The sequence below is a fragment of the Yoonia sp. 208BN28-4 genome (genome assembly GCF_037543925.1).
Lineage (GTDB): Bacteria > Pseudomonadota > Alphaproteobacteria > Rhodobacterales > Rhodobacteraceae > Yoonia.
The window spans coordinates 474,351-489,356 of record NZ_JBBIFY010000004.1 but is presented as its reverse complement, the minus strand read 5'-3'; the positions used below and the strand labels follow the sequence as shown (position 1 = coordinate 489,356).

Here is a 15,006-nt window from a genome sequence, read left to right as displayed (position 1 = left end):
CGCTATGCCAGCTTCCAGATTACCGCTTGCCGACGGCAGCACCAGCACCTTCAGGTAACGGCAACGATGCGTGGGCTTGCGCCACCTTGGCCAGCGGCACTGCGACGCGCGGATCAGGTTCCGACGCTTTGCGGGTCTCCAAACTGACATGGATCAGCATATGTTCCCCGGTCGCCAGCAACTGATCCCCAGACCGCATCCGGTGAAACAGATGAAGTTTCTTTCCTTTGCCAGCAATTACTTGCGTATCGATGCTAATCTTTGACCCGGCATGCACCTCATCAAGATGGCGGATATGCGTTTCGGCGGTGAAATAGCTGCCACCGGACGCGATATAATCAGCATCGCATCCGATCATGGCCATAAGCTGATCAGTTGCGTCGCCAAATGCCTGTAGATAGCGGGCCTCGTTCATGTGGCCGTTGTAATCCGTCCAATCAAGCGGGATTGCGCGGGACACCGTGACGATTGGGACAGACAAATCATCAACCAAATCAATATGTTTTACGACGTTCTTCAAGCGATCATCTTGTTTGTTTAGCAAAGCGCCGGCGCCAAAGTCCTGTGCTTTCAGGCCGCGCAGGATTGTCACCAGATTGTTGTCGCGGGCGCGTTCAAGTTCTCTGATCGTCATGTGGCCAGACTGCGTATCGGACTGATCGGCGATCTGGTCGATAAGGTCATCTGTGAGGTCCGGCACGTCCATCAGTTTTGTCCAAGGCCATGACAGGCAAGGTCCGAATTGTTCAATAAAGTGGCGCATTCCCGCCTCGCCACCGGCGATCCTGTAGGTTTCGAACAATCCCATTTGCGCCCAGCGCAACCCGAACCCATAGCGAATGGCGTTGTCGATCTCTTCCGTGGTCGCCACGCCGTCCTTGATTAGCCAAAGCGCCTCGCGCCAAACCGCTTCCAGAAAGCGATCCGCGATATGCGCGTCAATTTCGGCGCGGACATGAAGGGGATACATCCCGATCTGGTCAAGAATATCTTTTGCATTTTCAACGATTTGCGGGGCGTTTTTGTAGGACGGCACCAATTCGATAAGCGGCAGCAAATAGACCGGATTAAACGGGTGCGCGACGACGATTTGTTCAGGCCGCAACGCATCCTGCTGAAGCTCGGACGGTTTGTAACCACTTGTCGACGATCCAATGACAGCGCCCGCATCACAAGCTGCCTGAATTTCCGCATAGGTTTTGTGTTTGATATCAAGACGCTCTGGCACACTTTCCTGAATCCACGCGGCGGGCCAAACCGCCTCTGCGATGGAATCGTGAAACGACAAGGCGCCCTCAGCAGGCAACGCCACGTCGGATAGCCCGGGAAGCGACCGACGCGCGTTGGCCAGCACCTCGTTGATTTTGCGCTCTGCGTCCGGGTCGGGGTCAAAAACACGCACGTCCCATCCCATCAGAAGGAAACGCGCGGCCCATCCGCCGCCGATAACGCCACCACCAACGATTGCCGCAACTTTATTCTGCATCATCTTTTCAGTCTTTTCACGCTAGGTTTGGGCGCCATGCCCGCGATAAATTTGGCGGTGCCCCATGCGAGCAGAACCACGACTGCCAGTGTCGCAAGGATCGCCCCCCAAATAAGCTGATCCATTTGCAGGAGGATAAGGCCAAACAATAGCACGGCGATTGCCGCAGCCGGAATGCGCCACGTCATTGCGGCACAATCAGCAGACGTGACAGGTCATATCCGTTGAATGCCAAGACCTGTCGAGCGGCCTCAAGGCGATCCGCGGGAATGATCGGGTCACGGTTCAAAATCCAACCGGAGCGCCCGTTTGGCGCACCGACAACAGCGGTGCGATACCCCTCATCAACCCACAAAACCCAGTAGTCCGCAGCGCCAAACGGCACTGATGGGAAACTGACTTTCAGTTGTCCGGGGCCAACGATCTCCGCGCTGCCGTCAATCACGGACAAAACCTCGCCAGTTTCATCACGGCAGATATTCTGGACCGAGATGTGGTCCGTCGCGATCAGTTGATATTCGGCTGTCACGCCAACGCAGCCACGTTCAAATGGCACGGGATAGCGCGCCACCTCGTGCCAGACGCCGGTATAGCGGGCCGGATCAAACAGAGCTGCGGATGAAATGGGCTGTGAGGTGTCGCGGTACACCTCAAGCAGGCCGCCGTTGTCATCTTCGGTCACACCATCGCTACAGGCTGCCAGAAGGATGCACGCCGCAGCGGCCTTGATTGCCAGACGGATCATTGCGGCGCCTGCTTGGTCAGACCGAGCTTTTCGCGCACCGCGTCCGGCCCGATAACACGCGCGCCCATGCCTTCAATGATACCTTTTGCGCGGGTCACAAGTTCGGCATTGGTCGCAAGCTGCCCCTTACCAAGCCAGAGGTTGTCTTCCAGACCTACACGCACATTGCCCCCCGCCAACACGGCAGCGGCGACATATGCCATTTGATTGCGCCCAAGGCCAAAAGCCGAAAAGGTCCAATCGTCAGGCACGTTGTTCACCATCGCCATAAAGGTGTTCAGGTCGTCAGGCGCCCCCCACGGCACACCCATACAGAGTTGCACCAAGGCGGGCGCATCCAAAACACCGTCTTTTACCAATTGCTTGGCATACCACAGATGCCCGGTATCAAACGCCTCGATCTCCGGCTTGACGCCCAGCGCGGTCATCATCTTGCCCATCGCGGTCAGCATACCAGGGGTGTTGGTCATGACATAATCCGCTTCCGCGAAATTCATGGTGCCGCAGTCCAGCGTGCAAATCTCTGGCCGGCATTCCGCGATATGCGCCACACGTTCCGTGGCACCGACCATATCGGTGCCGTCCACCGTTGGTAGCGGGCTTTCCACGCCCCCAAAAACAATGTCACCACCCATCCCGGCGGTAAGGTTCAGCACCACATCTACATCAGCGGCGCGAATGCGGTCTGTCACCTCGCGGTAAAGCTTTGGGTCGCGCGACGGCACGCCGGTTTCGGGATCACGCACATGACAATGCACAATTGCGGCACCCGCCTTTGCCGCGGCGATCGCGCTGTCGGCAATGTGTTCAGGCGAGCGCGGCACATGCGGGCTACGATCCTGCGTGGCACCCGATCCGGTGACGGCGCATGTGATAAAGACATCGGTATTCATCGAAAGGGGCATGAGGGTCCTCGCCTGCGTGATTGCCGCAACCGTCCGCGATTCTGCGGCGCGGGACAAGTCTGGAAGCGACGGGTCTGTCGTGGTTGACAGATTAAAGCGGATAGTGCGATCACAATCGTCATGCACCTGAACGTATCTCATCGGCGATTTTACGGCCTGCTTTCATAGCGGCCTTCTTGTGCATTCCAACACAATCGAAAGCCGCCGCTTGGGGCGGCTTTTTTCTTTTGTCCCCCTTAGCGCGGCCAAAACCAAGGACATAGCAATGACACCCGAACTTGCCCGCCCGAGCGACCTGCCCGCCATTCTTAAGCTGATCCGCGCGCTATCTGCGTTTCACGGCGATACGGCCACAGTGACGCTGGGCCAGTTGCAGGATGCATTCTTTGGTCCGGCCAAGCGATCCACCGCCATTGTCATGCGCGATGGACCGAACATTACTGGCTATGCGGGTCTGAACCATACGCTATCGCTGCACACCGGCGTTGCCCGCATCGACATCCATCACCTGTTCGTCTGCGAAACCCATCGCGGGAGGGGCATTGGTAAGGCGGTCATCGCTTACGCCAAAACAATCGGGCGTGATGCCGGTGCGCGCGGGCTGACGATTGGGACCGACCCCAAGAACATCGCCGCGCAATCGGCCTATCGCGCGATGGGCCTTGAGGAAATCACCGATAGCGGGCCAAGGTTCTGGATTCCGCTTGAGGATCAGTAAGGCATCGGGTTTGCGCGGTTCGCGTCGTCAATCTCTGCAATGACCTCATCCGACAGCACCAGATCACGCCCTTTCAAAAGATGGGCAAGCTGGTCTGTCGTGGTGGCGCCAAAGATTGCAGAGACGGCGAACGGCCGCGTTGCCTGCCACGCCATCGCCAGGTGCACCGGATCAAGGCCGTGCTTGGACGCGATATCAAGATAGACCTGCGTGATCGGCAATGTGCGCGGGGTCATACGCCCGCCAAGCTCTGGCCCGATGGACCGGCGGCTACCTTCGGGGATGGCGCCGTCTTGATACTTGCCAGTCAGCAGACCACATGCCAGCGGCGAAAATGACAGCAGGACCACATCCTCGTTCACGGCAGTTTCGGCCATGTCGGTATCGTAGAGCCTGCACAGCAGGGAGTATTCGTTCTGAATGGCAGCAACGCGCGGCAGGCCATGTTTTTCGGCCAGATTGATCCACTGGGTCGTGCCCCAAGCGCTTTCGTTTGACAGCCCGAAGGCGCGCACCTTTCCCGCCTTGACCACATCGTCCATCGCCTCGAGCACGTCCATCATGTGATCCAACGTCTGCTGCTTGTTCTGGCCAGAGGGGTCATAGGTCCAGTTTTGCCGAAACATATAAGATCCGCGTTCAGGCCAGTGCAGCTGGTAAAGATCAATGGTGTCCGCTTGCAAACGCACAAGCGACTGATCGACAGCCTCGCGAATGATCTGGCCATCATAGCCCTTGCCGTCGCGCACAAAACCGCCGTTTGACCCCGATACCTTGGTCGCAACCAGCATGTCGTTTTTGCGGGTCGATTTCGCGCGCCACGTGCCCACAATCTTTTCCGAATTGCCCACGGTTTCGGCGGACACCGGGTTCACGGGATACATCTCGGCCGTGTCCAGAAAGTTGATCCCGGCCTCAAGCGCCATGTCAATCTGGCGGTGCGCGTCGCTTTCCGGTGTCTGATTGCCGAATGTCATTGTGCCAAGGCACCAGTCGGTGACCATCAGGTCGGAGCGGCCAAGCGGAATTTTCTTCATGATCATTGGGCTTTCTGTCTTATTTCAAGCGGACAACCTAACGTGTGTTATCGTGACGACAACCCGTGTCGAATTGCTGCTAGGCAAATCACAGGTGCCGCGACAAAGGAACGACGATGCTGACACGACGGACAATAATGGTATGCCTGCCTGCGCTTATTGCCGCGCCGAAAATCAGCTTGGCGGCCCCCGTGGCATACCGGCTTGATGCGGCTAGGTCGCAAGTCGGATTCTCTGTCACCGCAGCGGGTGAGGCTTATGCAGGCACCATGCCAATCACATCAGCCGATCTTGCCTTGGATTTTGGACAAGTCAGCAATAGCCGCGTGTCGGTCACCCTGCGCCCGGCTGCGGCACAGATGGGCATCATCTTTGCCACACAGGCGCTGAAAAGCGCCGAAGTCCTCGACACCGCGCGCTTTCCGTTGATCCAGTTCGAAAGCACGTCGATCCGCACCGGTGCCACATCAGCCGAAGCCGTGGTGAACGGACGCGTGACCGTGCGTGGCGTGACCCAGCCAATCTCATTGGCAGCAAGACTTAGCCAGCAGGCCGAAACGGTCGGGCAAACCGACCCGGAACTCACGCTGGTGCTGACCGGTGGTCTTGACCGTCACGCGTTTGGGGCGTCCGGCTACGCGAGCCTTGTAGCCCCTACCGTAGCACTGCGGATCGTGGCGCGGATCAGGCGCGCTTAGCTCATTGGCCATTAAACCAACTGTGCGCCAAACAGGGTCGCTTTCAGCCTAGTAATTCCGGCCCGTCCCGTCGCAAGGTCAGCACATGCGAATGCTGATCTCCTTTGCGGCCCTTTTTGCGTCAGTTGCCTTGCTGCAACTGTCATCAGGCGGCGTTGGCCCGCTGGACGCTTTGACCGGACTGGCAGGAGGCTTTTCGCGCGCCGAGGTCGGCTTTCTGGGGTCCGCGCATTTCATGGGCTTTTTTATCGGATGCTGGTGGGCACCGCGCCTGATGGGCGGTGTCGGACATAGCCGCGCCTTTGCCACGTTCACAGCGCTTGGTGCGATCGGCCTTGCGGCCCATGTGATCTTGCAAGACCCGATCTGGTGGGCAATTTGCAGGATTGCATCAGGTATCTGCATCGCAGGCTGCTATACGGTGATTGAGGCATGGTTGCAGGCCAAAGTGACGAACGAAACCCGCGGGCGGGCCATGGCCAGCTACCGCATCGCGGACACGGGCGCGTCTTTTGTCGCGCAATTCATGATCGGCGCATTGGCCAGCATGGAAACCTACATCGCCTACAACCTTCTGACGATCCTATGCTGCGCTTCACTGCTGCCGCTCACGCTGACCAAGACATCTCAACCCGCCACACCAGAGGCCACCCGCCTGCGCCCGTCGCTGGCTTGGCGTTGTTCACCGCTGGCAGTTGCCGCCGTGATCGTGGCGGCGATCTCGTCTGCATCGTTTCGCATGGTCGGCCCGATTTATGGACAAGAGGTCGGCCTGCGCCCCGACCAGATCGGTGCGTTTCTGGCGGCCTTCGTGGCGGGCGGTTTTATAGGCCAGTACCCGATGGGTTGGGCCGCCGATAAATACGACCGCCGCTATGTGCTGATCGGCTTGTCCATCGCAGCGGTGATCGCCTCTGCCGTGACAGTTTTCGCGGCGGCGTCGGGGCCCACTGGCGTGATGATTGCTGCGGGACTTTTCGGACTGACAACCTTCCCGATCTATTCGGTCGCCACCGCCCACGCCCATGATTTTGCAACCGGCGATCAACGTGTCGAACTATCTGCTGCCTTGATGTTCTTTTACGCGGTCGGCGCGATTGCAGCCCCCTACACCACGTCGACCCTGATCGAATACTTCGGATCTGCTGCACTGTTCTACTTCATTTCGATCACACACATTCTGTTGGTCATCGTCAGCCTAAGCCGGATGCGGGTCCGTGCAGCGCCTGACGAACGCACCGCCTATGTGACCGCGCCGCGCACCTCGTTCCAGATCGGCAGGCTGACGCGCCGCGCCCGCGATAATGATAGCGACAAGAGTTAGTCTGGCATCCGCCCCGCCCCTTCGCTAGAACGGCGCAACACCAGCAAGGACACGCACATGGCCCGCCACCTGATCACTTCAGCCATTCCCTACATCAACGGGATCAAGCATCTGGGCAATCTTGTCGGCTCGCAACTGCCAGCCGATCTTTACGCGCGGTATCTGCGCCAGCGTGGGCATGAGGTGCTATTCTTGTGTGCCACCGACGAACACGGCACCCCTGCCGAACTGGCTGCGGCCAAAGCGGGCAAGCCTGTCGCTGAATACTGCGCCGAGATGCACAGCGTTCAGGCGGATATCGCGGACGGTTTCGGGCTATCGTTTGATCACTTCGGACGGTCATCCTCGCCACAGAACCACGCGCTCACGCAACAGTTTGCAGGACGGCTCGCCGATATGGGCCTGATCCGCGAAGTGACCGAGGATATGGTGTATTCCAACGCCGATGGCCGCTTCCTGCCAGATCGATATATCGAAGGCACCTGCCCCAACTGCGGCTTTGACAGCGCGCGCGGCGACCAGTGCGACAACTGCACCAAGCAACTGGACCCGACCGACCTGATCGACCCACGCTCGACCATTTCCGGCTCCACCGATCTTGAAGTGCGCACGACAAAGCACCTCTACCTACGCCAGTCCGAGCTAAAAGACGATCTGGCCGCATGGATCGAAAGCAAGACAGACTGGCCCGTGCTGACCACCTCCATCGCGAAAAAGTGGCTGAACGATGGTGACGGCCTGCAAGACCGCGGTATCACCCGCGATCTGGACTGGGGTATCCCGGTCAAGAAGGGTGACGCCGACTGGCCCGGCATGGAGGGCAAGGTCTTCTACGTCTGGTTTGACGCGCCCATCGAATACATCGCCTGCGCGCAGGAATGGGAGGCCGCTGGCAAAGGCACCGATTGGGCGCGCTGGTGGCGCACCGACAAAGGTGCCGACGACGTGACCTACACCCAGTTCATGGGCAAGGATAACGTGCCGTTTCACACGTTGAGCTTCCCAGCCACGATCAAAGGCACGCAGGAACCGTGGAAGCTGGTCGATTACATCAAATCGTTCAACTATCTCAACTATGACGGCGGCCAGTTCAGCACGTCGCGCGGGCGCGGCGTGTTCATGGATCAGGCGCTTGAAATCCTGCCTGCCGACTACTGGCGCTGGTGGCTTTTGTCCCACGCGCCTGAATCGTCCGACGCGGAATTTACGTGGGAGGCGTTCCAGACGGATGTGAACAAAGACCTAGCCGACGTGCTGGGCAACTTCGTTAGCCGGATCACGAAGTTCTGCCGTTCCAAGTTTGGCGAGGCCGTTCCCGAGGCTGGCACGCAAGGGCCGGACGAGGAAGCGCTGATCGCTGCCCTCACCACCCGCATTCGCGCGTTCGAGCAGCACATGGACAATCGCGAAGTCCGCAAATCCGCCGCTGAATTGCGTGCAATCTGGGTACTAGGCAACGAATACCTGCAAGAGCAGGCACCTTGGACCACGATCAAAACCGACCCCGACCGCGCCGCTATGCAGGTGCGAACCGGTCTCAATCTTATCCGTCTCTATGCCGTCCTATCCGCCGCCTTCATCCCCGACGCCAGCAAAACCATGCTGGACGCGATGCAGACCGATGACGCAAGCTGGCCCAATGATGTCGCCGCCGCTATGACCGCCCTACGCGCTGGTCACGCATTTACAGTGCCTGAAAACCTGTTCCGCAAACTCACCGATGACGAGCGCGAAGAATGGGCGGAGCGGTTCGCAGGCACCCGCGACTGATGAGCAAGCTGGACGACGCAGAACAGGTGACGTTTGACAGCGTCCCTGCCCTGCGCGACTGGCTTGCTGCACATCACACGCAACCGGATGGCATCTGGAGTGTGACCTACAAAAAGGCGGACCCACGGTATGTGGCGGTCACGGATATCGTCGATCAATGTCTGTGCTTTGGCTGGGTCGACAGTCTCACGCGCGGCAAAGACGACTTTCGCACAATGCTCTACCTCGCGCCGCGCAACCCCAAGTCCAATTGGTCGCGGGTAAACAAAGACAAGATCGCCCGACTCGAGGATAGCGGCCAGATGACCGACGCAGGACGCGCCGTTGTGCAGCGCGCAAAATTCGATGGCACATGGACTGCGTTAGATGACGTCGAAAATCTGGTGATCCCAACTGATCTTCAGGCATCATTTGATGCCACACCGGGGGCTGAGGCTGCATGGCACGCCTTCCCCCGCTCGGTCAAACGGGGCGCTTTGGAAATCTTGCTGAATGCGAAACGCCCCGCCACCCGTGCCGCGAAGATCGCGACAATCGTCGATGACAGCACAGCAGGTCGCCGCCCGTTTCAATGGCGAAAATCGTAAGGTTATTGGATAACCGGCCCGTCATGCTATCATTCATGATGACGTTAACCACATGAGACTTGATATGTTTAAGACTTTATCCGCATCTGTGCTGGCCATTGCGCTTGGCACAGCATCTTACGCTGCCCAGTGCGGCAACGACGCCAGCGGTTTTGGCGCATGGAAACAGGCTTTCGCCTCCGAAGCTGCCGCTGCCGGTGTCGGCCAGCGCGGCCTGCAAGCCCTTGCCAACGCAAGCTATTCCCAATCCACCATCAACGCCGACCGCAATCAGCGTGGCGTGCGCTATGCGCTTGATGACTTTATCCGTATCCGCCTTGGATCTATCGACAGTTTTGCGACGCAAGCCCGCCGTGTGAAGGGCCAGAACGCAGGTTTCTACGCGTCGCTTGAGCAGGCCTACGGCGTTCCAGCGGGCATCCTTTTGGCGATTCACGGCATGGAAACCGGATTCGGGCGCAACATGGGCAACACACCAGTGGTCGATTCGATCACCACTGTTGCCTACGACTGTCGACGCGCGGGTTTCTTCACCCCACATGCGATTGCTGCGCTGAAGTTGGTGGATCAAGGCGGTCTGGACCCGAACCAACGCGGCGCTGCGCATGGCGAAATGGGTCATACGCAATTCCTGCCAGGCAATGCCCTGCGCTATGGTGTTGATGCTGATCGCAACGGTCGTGTCGATCTCTACAATCAGGCCGATGCAATGGCCTCGACCGCAAACTTCCTGCGGCAGAAAGGCTGGCAGCCCGGACAATCCTATCAGGAAGGCACGACGAATTTCCGCGTGCTGAATGAATGGAACGCGGCAACTGTATACCAACAGGCTATCGCGCTTTCTGCGGCCCGCATCGACGGCTAAGCTCGCGCCATAAAACGACAAAAGCCACCCGCGTATCACACGCGGGTGGCTTTTTTCTTGCCAGTGGTGCCCCCGGCCGGACTCGAACCGGCACGGCCGTACGGCCAAGAGATTTTAAGTCTCCAGTGTCTACCATTCCACCACGGGGGCCCGTGTCTGGGATAAGTGAGCCTTTCGTAAGGTGCACCTGCGCGGGGGGCAAGATGTTAGATGGGCTGCGCGGGTCAGATATCCTGCCCGGGTGGCTCGATGATCAGGCTGCGCTCGGATAGCCACGGGTTCAGCGCCACGGCAGCGCGCAATGCCTCTTGCGCCTCTTCCGTCCGGCCCAGCCCCATCAAGGTCAGTCCCTTGCCCGACAAAGCTGCAACGTGGTTTGGCAACAATTCAAGCGCGCGATCAAGATCAACCAGCGCTGCATCAAAATCCTGCCGCAGGAAATTGGCAAAGGCGCGCTGGTTATACCCTTCGGCATAGTCGGGGCAGTAAGCGATCAACTCGTCCAGCGTTTCACTTGCACCGGCCAGATCAAACCCTTCGCGCTTTCGCATACCCTCGTCCAGAAGTGCCTGCGCCTTGGCGTCAGGGGCATCGGTCCAGATTTCCCACAACTGCGCGCTTAGTTGGCGATTGCGGAATTGGCCGTCGGGCCCGTTCAATTCGGTATAGATGGTAGCCAGCATATCGGAATTATCCGCCACAGCTGGACAGGTTTCAGCAAAGGCAGGGGTCGCGCACACAAGGGAAAGAACAAGATATCGCATGCTATATAAACTGGCGCACGCTGCCGCAGCGTCAAGTCAGGGGGCGATTGGTGCCAATCCCTCTTCTTTCACGGCTTGCATCGCAACATATGTCGACGTGCTGGCCACATGCGGCAAAGTCGAGATTTTCTCCGCCAAAACAGCGCGGTATCCGGTCATCCCTGATGTTCTGACTTTCAGCAGATAATCGAACGCCCCTGCGATCAAATGACACTGTTCCACCTCGGCCACCTTCATCACCGCGGCGTTAAACGCAGCCAGCGCCGTTTCGCGGGTGTCTGACAGTTTCACCTCAACAAAGGCCACGTGATCACGGCCAAGCCGGATGGGATCGTACAATGCGCGATATCCGCGAATGACCCCTGTTTCTTCTAAACGGCGCAAACGCGCCTGCGTGGGCGATTTTGACAAACCGATTCTGCGGGCAAGTTCGGTCACGGATACCCGACCCTCGACGGATAATGCATCAAGTATCTTTTTATCGAATATGTCCAAAACCGAGTTCTTTTCGACCATCAAAATCACCATCATAAATACAAAAGTACGCTGGGGTTCAAATTAGCAGGTCAATCGCCTTTTGGCTATATGCTAATCTGAAGGCAGATTAGACAGGAGCCTCCCATGCCGCGCGATTCGCAAACCAACCTTCGGACCCGTATTGATGCTGCCATTTACGCCCCTGAAATGGAGGTGCTTGAAGACCTTATCGCGTCGGCTGCGCTGTCAGATGCAGACCGCCGCAATATCTCGGCTGATGGGGCCAATTTGGTGCGCAAAATCCGCAACAGCGCAGAGCCCGGTCTGATGGAAGTTTTTTTGGCCGAATACGGGCTGTCGACCGATGAGGGGATTGCGCTGATGTGTCTGGCCGAGGCGCTTTTGCGGGTGCCTGACGGTGACACGATGGACGCGCTGATCGAAGACAAGATCGCACCATCGGACTGGGGCAAGCACCTGGGCCATTCCGCGTCGTCACTAGTCAATGCGTCTACATGGGCGCTGATGCTGACAGGGCGTGTACTTGATGATGAACGCAAGGGGATTTCAGGTCAGTTGCGCGGCGCGATCAAGCGTCTGGGGGAGCCGGTAATCCGCACTGCCGTTGGCCGTGCCATGCGCGAAATGGGTCGCCAGTTTGTGCTTGGCGAAACCATCGAAAAAGCGATGAAACGCGCGGACGGCATGCAAGCCAAGGGCTTCACCTACAGCTATGATATGCTGGGTGAAGCGGCTCGCACGGATGCTGATGCACGCGCTTATCACCTGTCCTATTCCCGCGCGATCAGCGCAATTGCACAGCACTGCGTGCATGACAGCGTGGCTGAAAACCCCGGCATTTCTGTGAAACTGTCGGCACTGCATCCCCGCTATGAAGAGGCGCAGCGCGACCGCGTGATGGCCGAACTGGTGCCACGGTGCCGCGCGCTTGCCATGCTCGCGAAATCGGCTGGCATGGGGTTCAACATCGATGCCGAGGAGGCAGACCGCCTGTCCCTGTCACTTGATGTGATCGAGGCTGTTCTGGCAGAACCCGCCTTGGCCGGTTGGGATGGATTTGGCATCGTTGTGCAGGCTTACGGCCAACGCGCAGGTTTGGTGATCGACACGCTTTATGACATGGCGGAGCGGCTGGATCGCAAGATCATGGTGCGACTGGTGAAAGGCGCGTATTGGGACGCCGAGATCAAGCGCGCACAGGTCGAAGGGCTGGACGGTTTCCCTGTCTTCACGACAAAGGCGCACACGGATGTCAGCTATATCGCCAATGCACGCCGTCTGCTTGGCATGACAGATCGCATCTATCCGCAATTCGCCACGCATAACGCGCATACGGTTGCTGCCGTGCTTGATATTGCCCACGCCGAAGGGCGCACGGCGTCCGATTATGAATTCCAGCGTCTGCATGGGATGGGCGAAACGCTACACAAAATCGTACTGGATGCCCAACACACCCGCTGTCGGATTTATGCACCCGTTGGCGCACACGAAGATCTGCTGGCTTATCTGGTGCGGCGACTACTGGAGAACGGCGCGAACTCAAGTTTCGTAAACCAAATCGTGGATGAAGATGTCAGCCCGGAAACGGTGGCAGCATGCCCGTTTGAGGCAGTAGGAAAGGGCCTGACACTTCCCAAAGGGCCTGAACTATTCGAACCGGAGCGCCAGAATTCCAAAGGCTGGGACCTGACGCACACGCCGACCCTCGCACAAATCGAACAAGACCGCAGTGATGCGCTGCATACGGCGCTTAGTGCCGGTCCGATGCTGGCGGTTGACACGAAAAGTACCGATACCCGCCCGATCTTCAATCCGGCCAAGCCGTCGGACATCGTTGGCCATGTGACAGAAACGGCTGAAGCAGACATTGCAACTGCGCTATCGCATGCCGCGCGGTGGGACGCAGATGTTACTGCACGAGCGGCCGCCCTGAACGCTGCCGCTGATGCTTATGAGGCCAACGCCGGTGCGCTCTTTGCCATTCTCGCCCGCGAAGCTGGCAAGGGACTGCCAGATGCCGTTGCCGAATTACGCGAAGCGGTTGATTTCCTGCGCTATTACGCGGCGCAAGCCCTCACGTCCAACGCTCCAGCGCGTGGTGTCTGGACCTGTATCAGTCCCTGGAACTTTCCCTTAGCGATTTTCACCGGCCAGATCGCAGCGGCCTTGGCGTCCGGCAATGGCGTGTTGGCCAAACCGGCCGAACAGACCCCCCTCATTGCTGCAAAGGCGGTTGCGCTGCTGCATGAGGCTGGCGTGCCCCGCCATGCCTTGCAACTTTTACCCGGCGGAGGCGCTGTCGGGGCCGAATTGACCGGTGATAGGCGCATCGCGGGTGTGGCCTTCACAGGTTCAACGGCCACGGCGATGAAGATACAGGACAACATGGCGCAGAACTGCGCGCCCGGCACGCCGCTGATTGCGGAAACAGGTGGCCTAAACGCGATGATCGTGGACAGCACGGCACTGCCGGAACATGCCGTGCGCGATATCATCAACGGCGCTTTCCGGTCTGCCGGACAGCGCTGCTCTGCCCTGCGGTGCCTGTATGTTCAGGAGGACATCGCTGAAAAGCTGCTCAAAATGCTGAAGGGTGCGATGCAGGAACTGCGCATCGGTGATCCGTGGCATATTTCAACTGACGTTGGGCCGGTCATTGATAGCGCGGCGCATCGCGGCATCGCGGATTATATCGCAGCGGCCACGGCGGAGGGGCGGCTTATTCATGCGCTGACAACACCGACAGACGGGCACTTTGTCGCACCAACGATTCTGCGCGTGGATGGGATTGCGCAAATGGATCGCGAGGTTTTCGGGCCGGTGCTGCATGTGGCAACGTTTAAGGCTTCGGAATTGGATGACGTGATCGCGGCGATCAATGCCACGGGATATGGCCTGACGTTTGGCCTGCACACACGCATTGATGATCGTGTGCAAACCATCTTTGAGCAGGTAAATTGCGGAAATATCTACGTCAACCGCGACCAGATCGGTGCTGTCGTCGGCAGCCAGCCCTTTGGGGGCGAAGGGCTTTCGGGAACCGGACCGAAAGCCGGCGGTCCGCACTATCTGCCGCGTTTCGGCGTTCGGGCGCGGCCTGATATTGCCGCTGCATGGGACGTCAATGACAGCCTTAAGCGACTGAACAAGGCGATGCGGGATGCCCAGACACCTTCCGCCCCTGCCCCGCGTGATCTTCCCGGTCCCACCGGCGAGTCTAATCGCCATAGCGTCGCGGCGCGTGGTCCCGTTCTGTGCCTCGGCCCCGGCGCCGAGGCCGCAGCCGAACAGGCCAAGCAGGTCCGCGCCCTTGGCGGGATGCCGGTTACGGCAAACGGTCATGTCAGGCCGGAATGGCTGGCCACCTGTGACGAGCCCGGATCGGTTATCTGGTGGGGGGAAGAAAAGCTGGGGCAGCACTACGCTCTGGAACTTGCCAAGCGTGACGGACCCATCGTCGCTTTGATCACCGATTGCCCCGATGCGGCCCATGTGCTGCACGAACGGCATGTCTGTATTGATACGACAGCCGCTGGCGGAAATGCCGCGTTGCTTGCTGCTGTCAGCGAGGCCTGATCGCCCTTGACCGTTTGCGGGAAACCGCAGACG

13 protein-coding genes and 1 tRNA gene are annotated in these 15,006 nt (G+C 58.8%); 7 read left to right on the top strand and 7 right to left on the bottom strand.

From position 1 onward, the window contains the following. Positions 1–19 precede the first annotated feature (19 nt). The 3 genes from V8J84_RS16185 to V8J84_RS16175 all read right to left on the bottom strand — a co-directional run bounded on the left by V8J84_RS16185 (position 20) and on the right by V8J84_RS16175 (position 3,136). Positions 20–1,486 (bottom strand): carnitine 3-dehydrogenase, encoded by a 1,467-nt coding sequence (locus tag V8J84_RS16185; protein WP_339933178.1) that lies wholly within the window; start codon positions 1,484–1,486, stop codon positions 20–22. Positions 1,487–1,670: 184 nt separating this feature from the next. Then, positions 1,671–2,231 carry a lipocalin family protein gene (locus V8J84_RS16180; RefSeq protein ID WP_339933049.1) on the bottom strand — a complete coding sequence of 187 codons (561 nt, stop codon included), beginning with the start codon at positions 2,229–2,231 and terminating at the stop codon, positions 1,671–1,673. Then, positions 2,228–3,136: a 3-keto-5-aminohexanoate cleavage protein gene (locus V8J84_RS16175; protein ID WP_339933047.1), complete on the bottom strand. Its 909-nt coding sequence runs from the start codon at positions 3,134–3,136 to the stop codon at positions 2,228–2,230. Before V8J84_RS16175 ends, V8J84_RS16180 begins: the two co-directional genes overlap by 4 nt. A gap of 265 nt (positions 3,137–3,401) precedes the next feature. Here V8J84_RS16175 and V8J84_RS16170 point away from each other — a divergent pair, with 265 nt between their 5' ends. Then, positions 3,402–3,854, top strand: a complete 453-nt coding sequence (locus V8J84_RS16170; protein WP_339933045.1) for a GNAT family N-acetyltransferase — start codon at positions 3,402–3,404, stop codon at positions 3,852–3,854. Here the strand turns inward: V8J84_RS16170 and V8J84_RS16165 are convergent. Then, a complete protein-coding gene (locus V8J84_RS16165) occupies positions 3,848–4,891 on the bottom strand; it encodes an aldo/keto reductase (RefSeq protein ID WP_339933176.1) in 1,044 nt (347 codons plus the stop codon). The genes V8J84_RS16170 and V8J84_RS16165 overlap by 7 nt on opposite strands. A gap of 116 nt (positions 4,892–5,007) precedes the next feature. Here V8J84_RS16165 and V8J84_RS16160 point away from each other — a divergent pair, with 116 nt between their 5' ends. The 5 genes from V8J84_RS16160 (at position 5,008) to V8J84_RS16140 (ending at position 10,135) form a co-directional block, all read left to right on the top strand. Then, positions 5,008–5,589: a YceI family protein gene (locus V8J84_RS16160; protein WP_339933043.1), complete on the top strand. Its 582-nt coding sequence runs from the start codon at positions 5,008–5,010 to the stop codon at positions 5,587–5,589. An 85-nt stretch (positions 5,590–5,674) separates the two neighbouring features. Further along, positions 5,675–6,913 carry an MFS transporter gene (locus V8J84_RS16155; protein ID WP_339933040.1) on the top strand — a complete coding sequence of 413 codons (1,239 nt, stop codon included), beginning with the start codon at positions 5,675–5,677 and terminating at the stop codon, positions 6,911–6,913. A gap of 6 nt (positions 6,914–6,919) precedes the next feature. After that, positions 6,920–8,683 carry a methionine--tRNA ligase gene (gene metG, locus V8J84_RS16150; RefSeq protein WP_339933174.1) on the top strand — a complete coding sequence of 588 codons (1,764 nt, stop codon included), beginning with the start codon at positions 6,920–6,922 and terminating at the stop codon, positions 8,681–8,683. Beyond that, the gene (locus V8J84_RS16145; RefSeq protein WP_339933038.1) at positions 8,683–9,270 is read left to right on the top strand and encodes a YdeI/OmpD-associated family protein; all 588 of its coding nucleotides are present in this window, start codon (positions 8,683–8,685) and stop codon (positions 9,268–9,270) included. The genes metG and V8J84_RS16145 overlap by 1 nt, the downstream gene beginning before the upstream one ends. 64 nt (positions 9,271–9,334) lie before the next feature. After that, positions 9,335–10,135 (top strand): lytic murein transglycosylase, encoded by an 801-nt coding sequence (locus V8J84_RS16140; RefSeq protein ID WP_339933035.1) that lies wholly within the window; start codon positions 9,335–9,337, stop codon positions 10,133–10,135. A 64-nt stretch (positions 10,136–10,199) separates the two neighbouring features. On the opposite strand, the gene V8J84_RS16135 is transcribed toward V8J84_RS16140, so the two are convergent. The 3 genes from V8J84_RS16135 to V8J84_RS16125 all read right to left on the bottom strand — a co-directional run bounded on the left by V8J84_RS16135 (position 10,200) and on the right by V8J84_RS16125 (position 11,415). Further along, positions 10,200–10,285: transfer RNA gene (locus tag V8J84_RS16135), tRNA-Leu, on the bottom strand. Between the two features lie 74 nt (positions 10,286–10,359). Continuing rightward, on the bottom strand, positions 10,360–10,818 hold the full coding sequence (locus tag V8J84_RS16130) for a tetratricopeptide repeat protein (protein WP_339933033.1): 459 nt from the start codon (positions 10,816–10,818) through the stop codon (positions 10,360–10,362). Between the two features lie 117 nt (positions 10,819–10,935). Then, positions 10,936–11,415 (bottom strand): Lrp/AsnC family transcriptional regulator, encoded by a 480-nt coding sequence (locus tag V8J84_RS16125; RefSeq protein ID WP_339933172.1) that lies wholly within the window; start codon positions 11,413–11,415, stop codon positions 10,936–10,938. 105 nt (positions 11,416–11,520) lie between these two features. On the opposite strand from V8J84_RS16125, the gene putA reads away from it, so the two are divergent. Beyond that, on the top strand, positions 11,521–14,973 hold the full coding sequence (putA, locus tag V8J84_RS16120) for a bifunctional proline dehydrogenase/L-glutamate gamma-semialdehyde dehydrogenase PutA (protein WP_339933031.1): 3,453 nt from the start codon (positions 11,521–11,523) through the stop codon (positions 14,971–14,973). Positions 14,974–15,006: the final 33 nt, after the last annotated feature.